This window comes from Dactylosporangium sp. NPDC048998 (assembly GCF_043197855.1).
GTDB lineage: Bacteria > Actinomycetota > Actinomycetes > Mycobacteriales > Micromonosporaceae > Dactylosporangium.
The window spans coordinates 1-15127 of record NZ_JBICTV010000010.1; the positions used below are offsets into that span (position 1 = coordinate 1).

Sequence of the window (15127 nt, forward strand, 5' to 3'; positions counted from 1 at the left end):
AACCGCTGCACCGCCAGGCCCGGCAACTGCCGCAACCCACCCAGATCCTCGAAGTTCGTGGTGAACGCCCGATACCCACCGCCCTCCAGGAACCCACGCAGCCCCAGCTCGATCCGGGCGGCGTAGCGCAGCGACTCGGAGCGCTCCCCCAGCAGCGCGGAGGAGACGCGGTAGGTGTCGGCGTACTCCTTGACCAGCCGATCGACCTCCCCGTCCAACGCGGCGTCGACCGCCGCGACGAGGTCGTTGACACCGAAGGTGTTGACCGACACCCCGAACCGCAACTGCGCCTCAACCTTGTCACCCTCGGTCACAGCCACATCACGCATGTTGTCGCCGAACCGCACCAGCCGCAGCGAACGCATCGCGGCATAACCGACCGCGGCACGAGCCCAGGCACCGATACGCGACACCACCCGCGGATCAGACACATGCCCGGCGACGGTCTTACGGGCCACACCAAGCCGGGACTGGATGTACCCGAACTCCCGGTCACCGTGCGCCGCCTGATTGAGATTCATGAAATCCATGTCAATGTCCGCCCACGGCAGCGCGACATTAGCCTGGGTGTGCAGATGCAACAACGGCGTACGCAACGCGTCCAACCCCGCGATCCACATCTTCGCCGGCGAAAACGTATGCATCCACGCGATCACACCGACCACATTCGGATCGTTACCCGCCTCCAGACACACCCGCAGAATGTCCCCGGCCGAGGTGAGCACAGGCTTCCACACGACCCGCGGGCCGATGCCCGACGCCTCGTCCAGCGCCGCGGCGATCTGGCGCGACTGCGACGCCACCTGTTCCAGGGTCTCCGGGCCGTACAGACCCTGGCTACCGGTCAGGAACCAAATTTCGTGCGTCATCGTGCGCCTTTCTGGCCGTAGACGTTCTGATAGCGGTCGTGCAAGGAATCGACGGCCTCCGCAGGCAGCCGCTCCACGGAACCGAGCTGCCGGGCGAAATGCATGGTCCGCGCCACGTCCTCACACATCACGGCCGCCTTGACCGCGGCCTTCGCGGTGGCGCCGACGGTGAACGGCCCGTGCTGGCGCATGAGCACCGCCGGCGAGCGGTGACCGGTCAGCGTCTCGACGATCCCCCGCCCGATCGCGTCGGAGCCGATCAGGGCGAACGGCCCGACCGGGATGTCACCGCCGAACTCGTCGGCCATCGCGGTGATCGAGCACGGGATCGGCTCGCCGCGCGCCGCCCAGGCGGTCGCGTACGGGCTGTGGGTGTGCACGACCCCGCCGATGTGCGGCATGTGCGCGTACACGTAGCCGTGCGCCTCGGTGTCCGACGAGGGCGAGTGGTGCCCGTCCACGAGCTTCCCGGAGAAGTCGGCGACCACCATCGCCTCCGGGGTCAGGTCGTCGTACGACACCCCGGACGGCTTGATGACCAGCAGGTCCTCCCCCGGCACCCGGGCCGACACGTTGCCCGCGGTCCAGGCCACGAGGCCCCACCGGATGAGCTCCCGGTGCAGCTCGCAGACCTCGGCCCGAAGCTTCTCGATCACGCTCACCGGGAGACCTCCTCGCGCAGCGCCCGCAGCCGGTGCAGCACGTCGTTGCCACCCCGTCCGAAATAGTCGTGCAACGTCGTGTACTCGGCATAAAGCCGGTCGTAGACGTCCGCGGCCGAGGCGTCCGGGACGTACACGTCGCGCTGCACCTTGCCCATCGCCTCGGCGGCGGCCCGGATGTCGGGGTAGGCCCCGGCGGCGACGGCGGCGTGCATGGCGGAGCCGAGCGCCGGCCCCTGCTCCGAGCCGATGATCGAGATCGGCCGGCGCAGCACGTCGGCGTAGACCTGCATCAGGAAGGCGTTCTTCAGCAGCCCGCCGGCGGCGATGAACTCGGTCACCGCCACGCCCGCGCCCTCCAGCGCCTCGACGATCGTGCGGGTGCCGAACGCGGTCGCCTCGACCAGTGCCCGGTACACGTCCTCGGGCCGGGTCGCGAGGGTCTGCCCGACGATCACGCCCGACAGGCCGTGGTCGACGAGCACCGACCGGTTGCCGTTGTGCCAGTCCAGGGCGACCAGGCCGTGCTGGCCGGGGCGCTGCGCGGCGGCGAGCTCGGTGAGCCGCTCGTGCGAGTCGCCGCCCTGCAGCAGCGTGTCCACGAACCAGCCGAAGATGTCGCCGACCCCGGACTGGCCGGCCTCGAACCCCCAGAGCCCGGGGATGATGCCGTCCCGCACCACCCCGCACATGCCCGGCACGTCGGCCAGTTCGGCGCCGCTCATCACGTGGCACGTCGAGGTGCCCATGATGGCCACCAGCTGGCCCGGCTCGACCGCCTTGGCGGCCGGGGCGGTCACGTGGGCGTCGACGTTGCCGACCGCCACCGCGATCCCGGCCGGCAGTCCGGTCCACTCCGCCGCCTCGGCGGTCAGCGAACCGGCCCGCCCGCCCAGCGGCCACAGTGGACCGTCCACCTTGGACACCCAGTCGCCGAATTCGGTGTGCAGCGACTGCAGGAAGTCCTTGGACGGGTAGGAGCCGTCCTGGAACACGCCCTTGTACCCGGCCGTGCACGCGTTGCGCGTCTCCACGCCGGCCAGCCGCCAGACGATCCAGTCCGCCGCCTCGATGAACCGCTCGGCGCGCGCGTAGACCTCCGGCGCCTCTTCGAGCACCTGCAGCGCCTTGGCCAGCTGCCACTCCGACGACAGCTTCCCGCCGTACCGCGAAATCCAAGGCTCGCCACGCGACGCGGCCAGGGCGTTGATCCGGTCCGCCTGGCCCTGCGCCGCGTGGTGCTTCCACAGCTTGGGGTACGCGTGCTTCTCCGCGGGCAGCACCGCGCACAGCGGCGTGCCGTCGGCGAGCACGGGCAGGAACGTGCAGGCGGTGAAGTCGGTGGCGATGCCGATCACCGAGCCCGGGTCGATCCCGGCCGCGGCCACCGCCGACGGTACGGCGTGACGCAGCACGCCGATCCAGTCGTCCGGCATCTGCAGCGCCCAGTGCGGCGGCAGCGTCTCGCCCGTTGCGGGCAGGGCGCGCTCGACGGCGCCGTGCCGGTACTCGTGGACGGCGGTGGCGACCTCGGCCCCGTCCGAAACCCGCACGACAACGGCTCGTCCGGACAGGGTGCCGAAGTCGACACCGACTACGTATTGCGTCATCTGGTTCTCCGAGCGCTCTGTTTCCTGGTCACCGTCCGCTGCAGCACGATGAAGACGAACAGCAGCGAACCGATGACGATCTTGGTCCACCAGGAGCTGAGGGTCCCCTGGAACGTGATGATGGTCTGGATGAGGCCGAGCACGCCGACGCCGAGCACCGTGCCGAGCACGAAGCCGGAGCCGCCGGTGAGCACGGTGCCGCCGATGACCACGGCGGCGATCGCGTCGAGCTCCATGCCCAGCGCGTTGAGCCCGTAGCCCGAGGGCGTGTAGAAGGTCAGCAGCACGCCGCCGAGCGCCGAGCACACGCCGCTGATGGTGTAGACGCCGATCCGGGTGCGGCCGACCGGCAGGCCCATGAGCAGCGCCGACTGCTGGTTGCCGCCGAGCGCGTAGATGTTGCGGCCGAGGCGGGTGTACGCCAGGACGTACGCGGCGACCGCGACGACGACGGCGGCGATGACGACGCTCCAGGAGATGTGGAAGCCGCCGAAGCGCAGCTTGTCCTGGGCCATGCGGGTCCAGAACGCGTCGGTGATGGGGATGGAGTCGGTGCTGATGACGTAGCAGGTGCCGCGGGCCAGGAACATGCCGGCCAGGGTGGCGATGAAGGGCTGGATGTCGAAGAAGTGGATGATGCAGCCCATGCCGAGCCCGATCGTGGCGCCGACGGCGAGCACGACCAGCAGTACGACACCGGGGTTGACGTGCTTGTCCAGCAGCGACGCGGCGATCATCGTGGTCAGTGCGACGACGGCGCCGACCGACAGGTCGATGCCCCCGGTGAGGATGACGAAGGTCATGCCGACCGCGACGACGAGCAGGAACGCGTTGTCGATGAAGATGTTCAGCACGATCTGCGTGTCGTCGAAACCCTTGTAGCGCAGCACGCCCGCGCCGTACATCAGGCAGAGCAGGATCCCGGTGGCCATGGCCGGCTTGCGCAGGAGGTTCAGGGTGAGCGTCATGCGCCGACCTCCACCTTCTTCTCGGCGGCGGGAGCGGCGGCCGGGAGCGGCCGGCGCCGCTGGAACGCGGCGCGGAACTTCGCCGACTGCGCCAGGCAGAGGACGATCACGACGATCGCCTTGAACAGCAGGGTCACCTCCGGCGGCACGCCGACGGTGTAGATGGTGATGTCGAGGGTCTTGATGATGATCGCGCCGAGCACGGTGCCGACGATGGAGAACCGGCCGCCGGACAGCGAGGTGCCGCCGATGACGACGGCCAGGATCGCGTCGAGCTCGATGAGCAGGCCGGCGTTGTTGCCGTCGGCGCTGGAGACGTTCGAGCTGATCATCAGCCCGGCGACGCCGGCGCAGAGGGCGGCGAAGACGTACACGCCGAGGATCAGCCAGCGGGACTTGATGCCCGCCAGGCGGGACGCCTCGGCGTTGCCGCCGACGGCCTCCAGCAGCATCCCCAGCGCCGAGCGGCGCACGAGCACCGCGGACAGCGCGATGACGGCGCCCGCGATGAGCACGCTCAGCGGCAGGCCGAGCCAGTAGCCGGCCCCGATCATCTTGTACGGCCCGCTGTTCACCGTGATGATCTGCCCGTCGGTGATGAGCTGGGCCAGGCCGCGCCCGGCGACCATGAGGATCAGGGTGGCGATGATCGGCTGGATGCCGATGGTGGCCACCAGGAAGCCGTTCCACACGCCCAGGACGAGCGAGAGCCCCAGCGCGAGGCCGACGGCGATCAGCACGCCGGCGACGCTGCCCTGGTCGTCCAGCTCGCTGATGCGCAGGCAGGCCAGGGCGCCCGCGATGGCCACGACGGCACCGACGGACAGGTCGATGCCGCCGGTGGCGATGACGAGCGTCATGCCCAGCGCGACCAGCGACAGCGGCGCCGCAGCACGCAGGATGTCCACGACGCTGCCGTACAGGTGCCCGCCGCGCAGCTCGACGCTGAAGAAGCTGTGCGAGAAGAAGACGTTCGTGATGAGCAGGGCGACGAGGACGGCCAGCGGCCAGACGAAGCGCCTCATGCGGTACCACCTCCCTCGGCGATGGCGGCCATGAGCCGGTCGGTGTCGACGTCGGCGGTGTTGGGCAGCTCGGCGACGAGGCGGCGGTCGCGCAGGACCGCGATCTTGTGGCTGAGCCGCAGCACCTCCTCCAGCTCGGCGGAGATGAACAGCACCGCCATGCCGCCGTCGGACAGCTCGGTGACCAGGCGCTGGATCTCGGTCTTGGCGCCGACGTCGATGCCGCGGGTCGGCTCGTCGAGGATGAGCAGCCGCGGCTCGGTGATGAGCCAGCGCGCGAGCAGCACCTTCTGCTGGTTGCCGCCGCTGAGGTTGCGCACCGGCAGGTCGGGGTTGGCCGGGCGGATGTCCAGGGCCTTGATGTACTTGTCGACCAGCTCGTCCTGGCGGCGGCGCGACAGCGGGCGGGACCAGCCGCGGGCGGCCTGCAGGGCGAGCACGATGTTCTCCCGCACCGACAGCTCCTCGATGAGCCCCTCGGTGCGGCGGTTCTCCGAGCAGAAGGCGATGTCGTGGTCCATCGCGCTGCGCGGGCCGTGCAGGGCGACCGGCTTGCCGTCGATGCTGAGCCGGCCGCTGTCGGCCCGGTCGGCCCCGAAGAAGAGCCTTGCCGCTTCGGTACGGCCGGAGCCCAGCAGCCCGGCCAGCCCGACGACCTCGCCGCGGTGGATGGTGAGGCTGAAGGGCGCGATGGCCCCCGTGCGCCCGAGGTTGTCGGCCTCGACGACCGGCTCGGCGTCCTGCAGGGTGCGCTTGGACTGGTCCTCGAGGCGCTCGAGGATGGCCAGGTCCTTGCCGATCATCAGGCTGACGAGCTCCAGCTGCGGCAGGTCGGCGACGCGGTGCTCGCCGACCAGCCGGCCGTTGCGCAGGATCGTCATGCGGTCGCAGATCTCGTACACCTGGTCCAGGAAGTGCGAGACGAACAGGATCGCGATGCCCTGCTCCTTGAGCTGGCGCATGACCCGGAAGAGCTGGGCCACCTCGCCGGCGTCGAGGCTGGAGGTCGGCTCGTCCAGGACGAGGACCTTCGCCTCGACGTCGATGGCGCGCGCGATGGCCACCATCTGCTGCACCGCGATCGAGTACTCCGACAGCGGCGCCGAGACATCGAGGTCGAGCTCGAGGCGGTGCAGCAGGTCCGTGGCCCGCCGGCGCATGGTGGCCCAGCGGATGTGTCCGAAGGTGCGCGGTTCCCGGCCGATGAAGACGTTCTCGGCGACCGAGAGGTTGGGGCAGAGATTGACCTCCTGATAAACCGTGCTGATGCCGGCCTGGGTGGCCTGCAGCGGCCCGGAGAACCGCACCGGGGTGCCGTCGAGGACGATCTCGCCCGCGTCGACGCTGTAGACGCCCGTGAGCACCTTGATCAGGGTCGACTTCCCGGCGCCGTTCTCGCCCATGAGGGCGTGGACCTCGCCTGGCAACAGGCGGAAGTCCACGTCCTGCAGGGCCATGACACCCGGGAACTGCTTGGTGATGCCGGTCATGGTCAGCATGGTTCAGTCAGGCTCTCGGCGCGCTCAGTACTTGCGGTCGGGCAGGGCCGCCTTGGCCTGCTCGGGCGTGAACGTGGTCTCCTCGGTGAGGATGCGCTGCTGCACGCTCTCGCCCTTGACGACCTTCTTGGCCAGATCCATCAGCTGGGGCCCGAGCAGCGGGCTGCACTCGACGATGAAGTTGATCTTGTTCTGGGACAGCGCGGTCATGCCGTCCTTGACCGCGTCGACGGAGATGATCTTGATGTCGGTGCCGGGCTTCTTGCCGGCCGCCTCGATCGCCTCGATGGCACCCAGGGCCATGTCGTCGTTGTGCGCGTAGAGCACGTCGATCTTCGGGTTGGCCTTCAGGAAGGCCTCCATGACCTCCTTGCCCTTCGCCCGGGTGAAGTCACCGGTCTGCGACGCGATGATCTTCAGGTTGGGGCTGCCCTTGATCGCGTCGGCGAAGCCCGACTTGCGGTCGTTGGCCGGGGCCGAGCCGGTGGTGCCCTGCAGTTCGACGATGTTCACCTGGTCGGTCTTGCCCTCGTACTCCTTGACCAGCCACTCGCCGGCCTTCTTGCCCTCGACCACGAAGTCGGAGCCGAGGAAGGACTTGTACAGCGTGGTGTCCTTCGAGTCCACGGCGCGGTCGGTCAGGATGACCGGGATCTTCGCGTCCTTGGCCTCCTTGAGCACGGTGTCCCAGCCGGACTCGACGACCGGCGAGAACGCGATGACGTCAACCTTCTGCGCGATGTAGCTGCGGATCGCCTTGATCTGGTTCTCCTGCTTCTGCTGCGCGTCGGAGAACTTCAGCTCGATGCCCGCCGCCGCCGCGGCGTCCTGGATCGACTTCGTGTTGGCGGTGCGCCAGCCGCTCTCGGCGCCGACCTGCGCGAAGCCCATGGTGATCTTGCCGTCGCCCTTGGCGCCGCCACCATTGCCGGCGTCGTTGCTGTTCTCCCCGCCGCACGCGGTGAGCGCGCCGAGCAGGAGCACGCCGCCGAGCACTGCGGCGGACCATCTCTTCAGCACTGCGTCTGTCCCTTCGCGATAGCGTTAACGTTCACATCGACGAGCGGATGGCCACACGCCTGGGGTGTTTGGCGGTGACCTGGCCGCGCTGATGGCCCGAATGCATTGGCCGTCGCGGTTGTATTTCGAGAGTGTTAGCGTTCTCATGCCGGGCGTCAAGTAGCGGCGGTCGGAAAGTTGCCGGAAGGAGACACTCCGTGGCTGCAGTCATCGGACCGGATCGCGGGCGCCCCGGTCCGGTCGCGCACACCGGCGGCCGGCCTGACCTGGACGCCGTCGAGCCGCCGCTGCGCAAGGTCGGCATGCGCGACGTCGCCCGACTGGCCGGCGTGTCGCACCAGACGGTGTCCCGGGTCCTCAACGATCTACCGAATGTGAGCGCACCCACGCGCGAGCGGGTCCTCGACGCGGTGCGGGTGCTCAACTACCGCCGCAACCTGGCCGCCCGTACTTTGGTCACCAGCCGCTCCCGCACGATCGGCCTGATCGGCTTCGAGACGACCCTGGCCGGCCCGGCATCGATGATCTACGGTATCGAGAAGGCGGCCCGCGAGGCCGGCTACTACGTCAGCATCGCCACGGTGCGCTCGCTCGATCGCCACGCCGTGCTCGACGCCGCCGAACAGCTGTGCGCGCAGGCGGTCGAGGGCATCATCGCGATCGCACCGAAGAACTCCGTGGCCGACGCGCTGACCCAGGTGCCGGAGGGCACCCCGGCCGTGGGGGTCGGCGGCGCGGACGACGGGTTCGTGCCGATGCTGCGCGTGGACAACGTGCGCGGCGCCGGCCTGGCCACCAGCCACCTGCTGGAGCTGGGGCACGAGACGGTGCACCACGTCCCGGGACCGGCCGACTGGCCTGAGGCCCGGGACCGCATCGAGGGCTGGCGGCAGACCCTGCACGCGGCCGGCGCCCCGGTGCCGCCGATCGAGGCCGGCGACTGGAGCGCGCGCTCGGGCTACCTGCGCGGCCAGCGCCTGGCCGCGGACCCGCGCGTCACCGCGCTGTTCTGCGGCAACGACCACATCGCGCTGGGCGTGCTGCGCGCCTTCCACGAGGCCGGCCGCCCGGCCCCGGCCCGGGTCAGCGTGGTCGGCTTCGACGACACGCCGGAGTCCGGGTACTTCCTGCCGCCGCTGACCACGATCCACCAGGACTTCGCGGAGCTGGGCCGGCGCAGCGTCGACCTGCTGGTGGCCCAGCTGACCGGCGCGTGCCCGCCCGAAACGGGCCCGGTGCAGCTCTCGCCGCACCTGGTCGTGCGCGCCTCCGCGAACGCCGCCCCGTGAGGCGTCCGGGCCCCGCGGGGTCTTCCCGTGACCGGCGGGGCTACGAGCGGGGTGCGGCGGTGCTGCGGCGCAGGATCAGGGTCGGGGCGACGCGCGGGTCGGGCGACGGGCGGTCCGGCCCCTCGGGCAGGTCGGCCTCGATGACGCGCAGCAGCGCGGCGATGCAGCGCCGGCCGACCTCGTCGAAGTCCTGCCGGATCGTGGTCAGCGGCGGGGACATGAACTCGGCCTCGGGGATGTCGTCGAAGCCGACGATGCTCACGTCGTCGGGGACGCGGATCCCGCGCTCGTGGAAGGCGCGCATCATGCCCAGGGCCATCTGGTCGTTGCCGGCGAACACGGCGGTGACGTCGTCGCGGCCGGCCAGCTCGAGGCCGGCGTTGTACCCGGACCGGGCGCTCCAGTCGCCGGTCATGAGCGGCGGCGCGGCGAGGCCGGCCTCCTCGATCATGCCCCGCCAGCCCTCGATGCGGCCGTGGGTCTCCAGCCAGTCGCGAGGCCCGGACAGGTGCCAGACCTTGCGGTGGCCGAGCTCCAGCAGGTGCCGCACCGCCATCCGGGCGCCGATGACCTGGTCGACGGAGATGGCCGGCACCTCGCCGCCGACATCGGACTCGACGGCGACGGCGGCCATGCCCAGCGGCATGTTGTGCAGCGCCGCGGCGGCCGCGGTCTGCGGGGCGATGACCACGACGCCGGCGACGGACTGGTCGGCCAGGGCGCTCAGCGCCGACACCATGCCGGCGTGGTCGACGCGCTCCAGGGTCACGATGCTGACCCCGTAGCCGGCGGCGCGCGCGGCCCGCTCGATGCCCAGCAGCGTGGACGCGGGCCCGTAGAGGATCGTGTCGAAGGAGACCACACCGACGACCCGGGACCGCCGGCCGGCCAGGCCGCGGGCCATGGCGTTGGGCCGGTAGTTGAGCTGTCGCACCGCCTCGAGGACCCGCTCGCGGGTGGCGGGGCTGACGCTGGGATGGTCGTTGAGGACCCGGGACACAGTCTGGTGCGACACGCCGGCGAGCCTCGCCACGTCGTTCATGACGGCGGCCCGGTTGTGGCTGGTTGCGCGCATGTCCCTCCCCCCGTTGTTGATGTTAGCGCTGCCACGATAAGCCCGGATATCGGGCAACGCGTGGCGCCGGTCACGCGAAATGTCCGTTCGGCTGATCCGGATTGCTGTCATGCCACGCGCAACGCACGGCACTCAACGAAACGGAACGCAATACAACATTGCCATGACAGGAAATCCCGGGCCTGCATCCAATGTGGACATCGGATCGCCGGCCGGGGGCCGGGGGCCGGGGGCCGGGGGCGCGGCGCGGTTGCCTGGCGGGAACGGGTGGACGAGGATTACCGGGATGATCTCGGGACAGGACAAGTCGACGCCGGCCGGGCGTTTGCCCCCTCGGTTTGGTGGGCCGTCGGGCGCGGTACCGGTGACGGCAGCCGGCCAGCCCGCGCTACACGCTTTGGTGGCGGAGGTGGCACGGACGCTACGCCTGCCGCCGACCACGCGGGTGTGGTTGACCGCGGACGCCGAGATCACCCGCCTGACGGACCTGTACGGCCAGCATTTGATCATCGGCCTGCCCCTGCTCAGCGTCCTGAGCGCAACGCAGCTGCGGGCGCTGGTCGGTCAGCACCTGGCGCTGCTGCACCGCACGGATGCCCGCCGGGCCGATCGAGCGCTCGCCAAGTGGTCCGACGTGGTCTGGGAGGAGGCGACGCCGGAGCCTGCGGTGGCGCCGCGCCGCGAACCCGATCCGTATGTGGCGGAGCTGCAGAACGCGGCGGACCGCGCGGCGATCGCCGCGGCCGGCGGCGCGGAACCGGCCGCATGGGCGGTTGCGCTGGCCAACGTGGCCGAAGTCGGCTATCTCGTGTTCCGGGTCGATTCCGGTCCGCCGCTGCTCGGGCAGTGGTGGTGGCAGTTCAGCGACCTCGTCGACGGCTGGGATCGTGCGGTGCGACACGGGCTCGGCGACGCGGACTGGGACGCGGAGACGGCCGCCACGCTGGCCCGCCTGCACCCGTGGCTGTCCGCCGCGCTGACCGCACTGGGCCAAGGGTCGCTGCCCCTGGTCGCGGCGGCGGATCCGGTACCGGTGGTGCCACTGTCGGTCCGCGAGCAGCGGCGGATCGTCCGAGCATTGATCGATCAGTCCGTCCCGACCATTCTGCGGTGGCGGACGTACGACACGGTGCCGGCCCGGCGGTGGCAACGGCGGGCCGCGAAGAACGCGCGTTCGCTGCGGGCACAATTGGCCGCCGCACTCGGCCGCGACCTCGTCGACGACGTCGACGCGATCCGGGTGATCGAAACAGGGGAGGCCGAGCAGGCGTGCGGGCACGTCGGCGGCCGCCACGAGTTCAGCGCGGGCGACCCGGCGGTGGCGTTGATCGAGGATCATCTGCTGCGGCGGGGTTGGCGCCTGGAGCATCCCGCCGTACGCGGCGTGCTGATCGGCCCCGACGGCCGGCGGGTCGACGCGATCGAGGTCTTGCGGGCGGGCGCGGACTCCGCTGCCGTACGCGAGCTGTTCGGACACGCCGGCCCCGCGACCGACCGCTGACGCACCGCCGGCGCGCCAGTCCCGGTGCGACGCGCGTCGATGTATCGTCGGACCCGCTGGCCGCACGACACAATCGGGAGGGCGCGGTGGGGTTGCCGGAATGGGTGCCGGACGGGGTGGACATCACCACGCCGAACGCGGCGCGCGTCTATGACTACACGCTGGGCGGGTTTCACAACTTCCAGGTCGACCGCGAGTTCGCCGAGGACGCGCAGCGGGCCTGGCCGGGCATCTTCCAGCTCGCGCACGCCAACCGGGCCTACCTCGGCCGGGCCGTGCAGTGGCTGGCCAAACAGGGCGTGCGCCAGTTCCTCGACATCGGCTCCGGCATCCCGACCCTGGGCAACGTCCACGAGGTGGCACAGGGGCTGGCGCCGGAGGCGCGGGTGATGTACGTCGACATCGACCCCGTCGCGGTCGCCCACAGCCGGCACATCCTGGCCGGCAACCCGCGCGCGAGTGCCATCAGCGGCGACCTGCGCCGCCCGGAGGAGATTCTCGCCCACCCCGAGGTCCTCGCGCTGCTGGACTTCTCCGAGCCGGTGGCGCTGCTGCTCATGGCCGTGCTGCACTTCGTCTCCGACGAGGACGACCCAGGCGGCATCATCCGCCGCTTCGACGAGGCCACCGTCTCCGGCAGCTACGTCGCGCTGTCGCACGGCATCCCGGCCGAGGTGAAGGCGGCGGAGCAGGACGAGGTCCGCAACCTCTACCGGCGCACCCCGACCGCGGTGCACCTGCGCACCCCGCAGCAGGTGGCCGGCCTGTTCGACGGCTGGAGCGTCATCGAGCCCGGCCTGGTCCCGATCACCGAGTGGTACCCGGACCCCGAGGATGACGAGGCGCCCCAGCCCGCGGTGCTCGCCGCCTTGGCCCGCAAGGGTGCGGATCGTCCGTGATGCGGCGATAGGACTGGATTTGTCGGGCCCCGGCCCGACATAATCATTCGCTGGAGGCAAGTCACATGCCCCCGGTTTCGCACGTCATGTCCTGGAAAGGGTCGCCCACATGACGGAGCCAGCGCTCGCGTACTGCTGCGCCCACATCCGAGTCAGCACGTGACCGGCACGGAGCGAAGCGGAGAGGCCGGTCACCATGGGCACAGTCCTGGGCTCACGCGGCCGGAGCGAAGCGGAGGGCGCGTGACCGGCACGGGGGCCATCCCGCGACCGCGCGACGAGGCGGTCGCGGAGTTCGCCGCCGTCTGGAACCGCACGCTGCCCGCCGGCACGAGCTTCGTGCCCGGCGGCCGGGCCCGGCGCCGGCAGCTGCTGGAGGGCTTCGCCCAGCGGCTGGTCGACGCGCTGCGGGACGGCGACTTCGACCGGCAGGCCGGCTACCGGGTCGGGCAGGACATGGTCCTGGCCGCGCTGGCCGACCCGCGGATCCTGCTGGTCAGCCTCCGGGTGCTGCGCGAGCAACTGCTGAGCGCCGTCGGTCTGCACGAAGCCCGGCCGGCCAGCCGCCTGACCGAACTGCTCGACGAGCTCGCACACGGGTTCACCACCGCCATGCGCACCGAGGTCTGGTCGGCCGCGGAGTCGATCAACCGCGGCGAGCGCTCCGCGTGGCGGGACCGGCAGCGCGACCTCGAGCGGCAGGTCCGCCACGCGCTGCTGCACGACCCGCTGACCGGCCTGCCCAACCGCGCCGCCCTCACCGCCCTCCTCGACGGCCTACCGGCCACGGCGACGCCGGGCGCGCGGCTCGGGCTGTGCCTGATCAACCTGCGCCGGTTCACCGCCGTCAACCAGCTCCTCGGTCACGACGCCGGCAACCAGCTGCTGCTCGGCGTCGCCCGCCGGCTCGGGGACGTCGCCGCGGAGCGCGGGTACGACCTCGCGCACCTCGGCGGGGACACCTTCGTCCTCGTCGTGCCGGACACCGCCGGCGCGGACGAGGCGATCAAGGCCGCCGATGCGGCGCTGAGCGCGCTGCCGAGCCCGTGGCCGATAGACGGCCACGACGTCCCGATCGCCGGCCGGGCCGGGATCGTGGAGCGCGCCGTCGCCGGGGCGAGCGCGGGCGAGCTGCTGCGCCAGGCGTCGATGGCGCTGGACTGGGCGCGCCACGACGCCACGGCGTGGGCGCTGTACAACCCGGGCCGGGCCACCGCCCACCTGCGCCGCCACCAGCGCGCCAACGCGCTGGCCGAGGCGCTCGCCGCGGGCGCGGTCACGCTGGCGTTCCAGCCGATCGTCAGCCTCGACGACCACGGCATCGCCGGCATGCACGCGCTGCCCCGCTGGGTGCACCCGGCGACCGGGCCGGTGCCGGAGGCCGAGCTGCTGCAACTCGCCGAGCAGAGCGGGCTGCTGATCCAGCTCGGCCACCGGCTGCTCGCCGACGCGTGCGCCCGGGCCGCGGCGTGGCAGGCCCACAACGCCGCGCCAATCGTCAGCCTCGACCTCACCGCCGCCCAGCTGCGCCACCCCGACCTGGTCCGGACCGTCACCGCCGTGCTGGACCGCACCGGCCTGCCCCCGGCCAAGCTGCACCTGGCTGTGCCCGAGCACGCGCTGCACGATCCGGCCGACGCGATCGCATTCGCCCTCGACGGCCTCGACCGCGCCGGCGTGCGCATCGCGGTCACCGAGGTCGGCATGGGCCACGCCAACCTGACCGCGAACCCGGTGCACAGCGTGCGGCTCGACTCGCAGCTGATCACGGGGCTCACCCGGACCTCGCCCGCGCACCGGTCCAACCTGTCCATGGCGACGTGGCTCATCGCGATGTTCCACGACCTGTCGATCTCGGTCACCGCCACCGGCGTCGACCACCGCGACCAGACCACCGCCCTGCAGGTGCTCGACTGCGACCACGGCCTGGGGCGCGCCCTCGGCAAGCCGATGACCGGCGACGCCGCCGACACCCTGTTCGGCATCCGCCGGCCGCCGGCCTGACCGGTTACCGCTCGTGTCCGGGCCGCGTGGGAGACCGGGCGGCTACGGGGTGGTCCGAGCCGCCCGCGGGCGGGCCGCCCCGGCGCCGAAGCGCATCCGGAAGTCGTCGGCGACCATCGACAGCAGCGGCCGGCGGCCGGCCAGGAAGCGCAGCGGCCCGTCCGGCTCGATCGTCCACGCGACGCGGGCCGGGCCGCAGCGGGCCGTCGCGCGCACCGGCGTGGTCTTCGCCGCGCCGGCGAGGGCCTGGGTGACCCGGAAGCCGACCGGCAGCCGCAGCGCCGGGCGCCGCCGGCGCAGGTCCGCCGCGGCGATCGGCCCGGCGCCGGTCGCGGCGGCGGCGCGCTCGCCGGTCAGCTCGAACTCGGCCAGCTCCTTCGGGATTCCCCACAGCGCCCGGCCGCCGTCGCGGGAGCCGGGGCTGTCGACCCAGATGTGGGTGACCGTCACCCGCGGGCGCAGACCGGCCCGCACCAGCACCGCCGAGAGCAGCTCGCGGTAGCTCATGTCGCCGCCGGGGCGGTAGTCGACCCAGGCGGTGCCCACCACCGCCCACCGGCCGAAACCAACCACGCGTACCACGCCGGCGAGCTCCGGGGGCAGCTCGGGCAGGTCGGCGACGGGCAGCGCCCAGACCGACACGTACATCCGGCCGCGCAGCGACCAGGGCTCCGCCGGATAGGCCATATCGGCACCCTACGCCGCT

12 protein-coding genes and 1 pseudogene are annotated in these 15127 nt (G+C 71.5%); 4 read left to right on the forward strand and 9 right to left on the reverse strand.

Going from position 1 to position 15127, the window contains the following annotated elements:
• The 7 genes and pseudogenes from ACGFI8_RS23280 to ACGFI8_RS23310 all read right to left on the reverse strand — a co-directional run.
• Nucleotides 1-869 (reverse strand): annotated as a pseudogene (locus ACGFI8_RS23280) (L-arabinose isomerase); the annotation flags it as partial.
• Nucleotides 866-1525: an L-ribulose-5-phosphate 4-epimerase gene (locus tag ACGFI8_RS23285; protein ID WP_392808295.1), complete on the reverse strand. Its 660-nt coding sequence runs from the start codon at nucleotides 1523-1525 to the stop codon at nucleotides 866-868. The gene ACGFI8_RS23285 and the pseudogene ACGFI8_RS23280, both read right to left, overlap by 4 nt.
• A 2-nt stretch (nucleotides 1526-1527) precedes the next feature.
• Nucleotides 1528-3141, reverse strand: coding sequence for a ribulokinase (locus tag ACGFI8_RS23290; RefSeq protein ID WP_392807843.1), 1614 nt, complete (start codon nucleotides 3139-3141; stop codon nucleotides 1528-1530).
• Nucleotides 3138-4109: a galactofuranose ABC transporter, permease protein YjfF gene (gene yjfF / locus ACGFI8_RS23295; protein ID WP_392807844.1), complete on the reverse strand. Its 972-nt coding sequence runs from the start codon at nucleotides 4107-4109 to the stop codon at nucleotides 3138-3140. The genes ACGFI8_RS23290 and yjfF overlap by 4 nt, the downstream gene beginning before the upstream one ends.
• Nucleotides 4106-5134, reverse strand: a complete 1029-nt coding sequence (locus ACGFI8_RS23300) for an ABC transporter permease (RefSeq protein WP_392807845.1) — start codon at nucleotides 5132-5134, stop codon at nucleotides 4106-4108. The genes yjfF and ACGFI8_RS23300 overlap by 4 nt, the downstream gene beginning before the upstream one ends.
• Complete coding sequence (locus ACGFI8_RS23305) at nucleotides 5131-6633, reverse strand: sugar ABC transporter ATP-binding protein (protein WP_392807846.1); 1503 nt, start codon at nucleotides 6631-6633, stop codon at nucleotides 5131-5133. Before ACGFI8_RS23305 ends, ACGFI8_RS23300 begins: the two co-directional genes overlap by 4 nt.
• A 24-nt stretch (nucleotides 6634-6657) precedes the next feature.
• A complete protein-coding gene (locus ACGFI8_RS23310; protein WP_392807847.1) occupies nucleotides 6658-7653 on the reverse strand; it encodes an ABC transporter substrate-binding protein in 996 nt (331 codons plus the stop codon).
• 302 nt (nucleotides 7654-7955) lie between these two features.
• Between ACGFI8_RS23310 and ACGFI8_RS23315 the strand changes: the two genes are divergently transcribed.
• Nucleotides 7956-8942: a LacI family DNA-binding transcriptional regulator gene (locus ACGFI8_RS23315; protein WP_392808298.1), complete on the forward strand. Its 987-nt coding sequence runs from the start codon at nucleotides 7956-7958 to the stop codon at nucleotides 8940-8942.
• Between the two features lie 40 nt (nucleotides 8943-8982).
• Here ACGFI8_RS23315 and ACGFI8_RS23320 read toward each other — a convergent pair whose 3' ends face one another.
• Entirely contained in the window at nucleotides 8983-10017 is a 1035-nt protein-coding gene (locus ACGFI8_RS23320) for a LacI family DNA-binding transcriptional regulator (RefSeq protein WP_392807850.1), read from the reverse strand.
• Between the two features lie 409 nt (nucleotides 10018-10426).
• On the opposite strand from ACGFI8_RS23320, the gene ACGFI8_RS23325 reads away from it, so the two are divergent.
• From ACGFI8_RS23325 to ACGFI8_RS23335, 3 genes are all read left to right on the forward strand, one after another.
• Nucleotides 10427-11518: a hypothetical protein gene (locus ACGFI8_RS23325; RefSeq protein WP_392807852.1), complete on the forward strand. Its 1092-nt coding sequence runs from the start codon at nucleotides 10427-10429 to the stop codon at nucleotides 11516-11518.
• A gap of 86 nt (nucleotides 11519-11604) precedes the next feature.
• Nucleotides 11605-12417 carry an SAM-dependent methyltransferase gene (locus ACGFI8_RS23330; RefSeq protein WP_392807853.1) on the forward strand — a complete coding sequence of 271 codons (813 nt, stop codon included), beginning with the start codon at nucleotides 11605-11607 and terminating at the stop codon, nucleotides 12415-12417.
• A 243-nt stretch (nucleotides 12418-12660) separates the two neighbouring features.
• Nucleotides 12661-14421, forward strand: a complete 1761-nt coding sequence (locus ACGFI8_RS23335) for an EAL domain-containing protein (protein WP_392807855.1) — start codon at nucleotides 12661-12663, stop codon at nucleotides 14419-14421.
• A gap of 42 nt (nucleotides 14422-14463) precedes the next feature.
• Here the strand turns inward: ACGFI8_RS23335 and ACGFI8_RS23340 are convergent, their stop codons facing one another.
• The gene (locus ACGFI8_RS23340) at nucleotides 14464-15108 is read right to left on the reverse strand and encodes an acetoacetate decarboxylase family protein (RefSeq protein ID WP_392807857.1); all 645 of its coding nucleotides are present in this window, start codon (nucleotides 15106-15108) and stop codon (nucleotides 14464-14466) included.
• Nucleotides 15109-15127 lie beyond the last annotated feature (19 nt).

Coding starts and splice junctions, on each gene's coding strand:
- ACGFI8_RS23290 (WP_392807843.1), bottom strand. CDS start 3,141: ATGACGCAATACGTAGTCGGTGTCGACTTCGGCACCCTGTCCGGACGA.
- yjfF (WP_392807844.1), bottom strand. CDS start 4,109: ATGACGCTCACCCTGAACCTCCTGCGCAAGCCGGCCATGGCCACCGGG.
- ACGFI8_RS23300 (WP_392807845.1), bottom strand. CDS start 5,134: ATGAGGCGCTTCGTCTGGCCGCTGGCCGTCCTCGTCGCCCTGCTCATC.
- ACGFI8_RS23305 (WP_392807846.1), bottom strand. CDS start 6,633: ATGCTGACCATGACCGGCATCACCAAGCAGTTCCCGGGTGTCATGGCC.
- ACGFI8_RS23315 (WP_392808298.1), top strand. CDS start 7,956: ATGCGCGACGTCGCCCGACTGGCCGGCGTGTCGCACCAGACGGTGTCC.
- ACGFI8_RS23320 (WP_392807850.1), bottom strand. CDS start 10,017: ATGCGCGCAACCAGCCACAACCGGGCCGCCGTCATGAACGACGTGGCG.
- ACGFI8_RS23340 (WP_392807857.1), bottom strand. CDS start 15,108: ATGGCCTATCCGGCGGAGCCCTGGTCGCTGCGCGGCCGGATGTACGTG.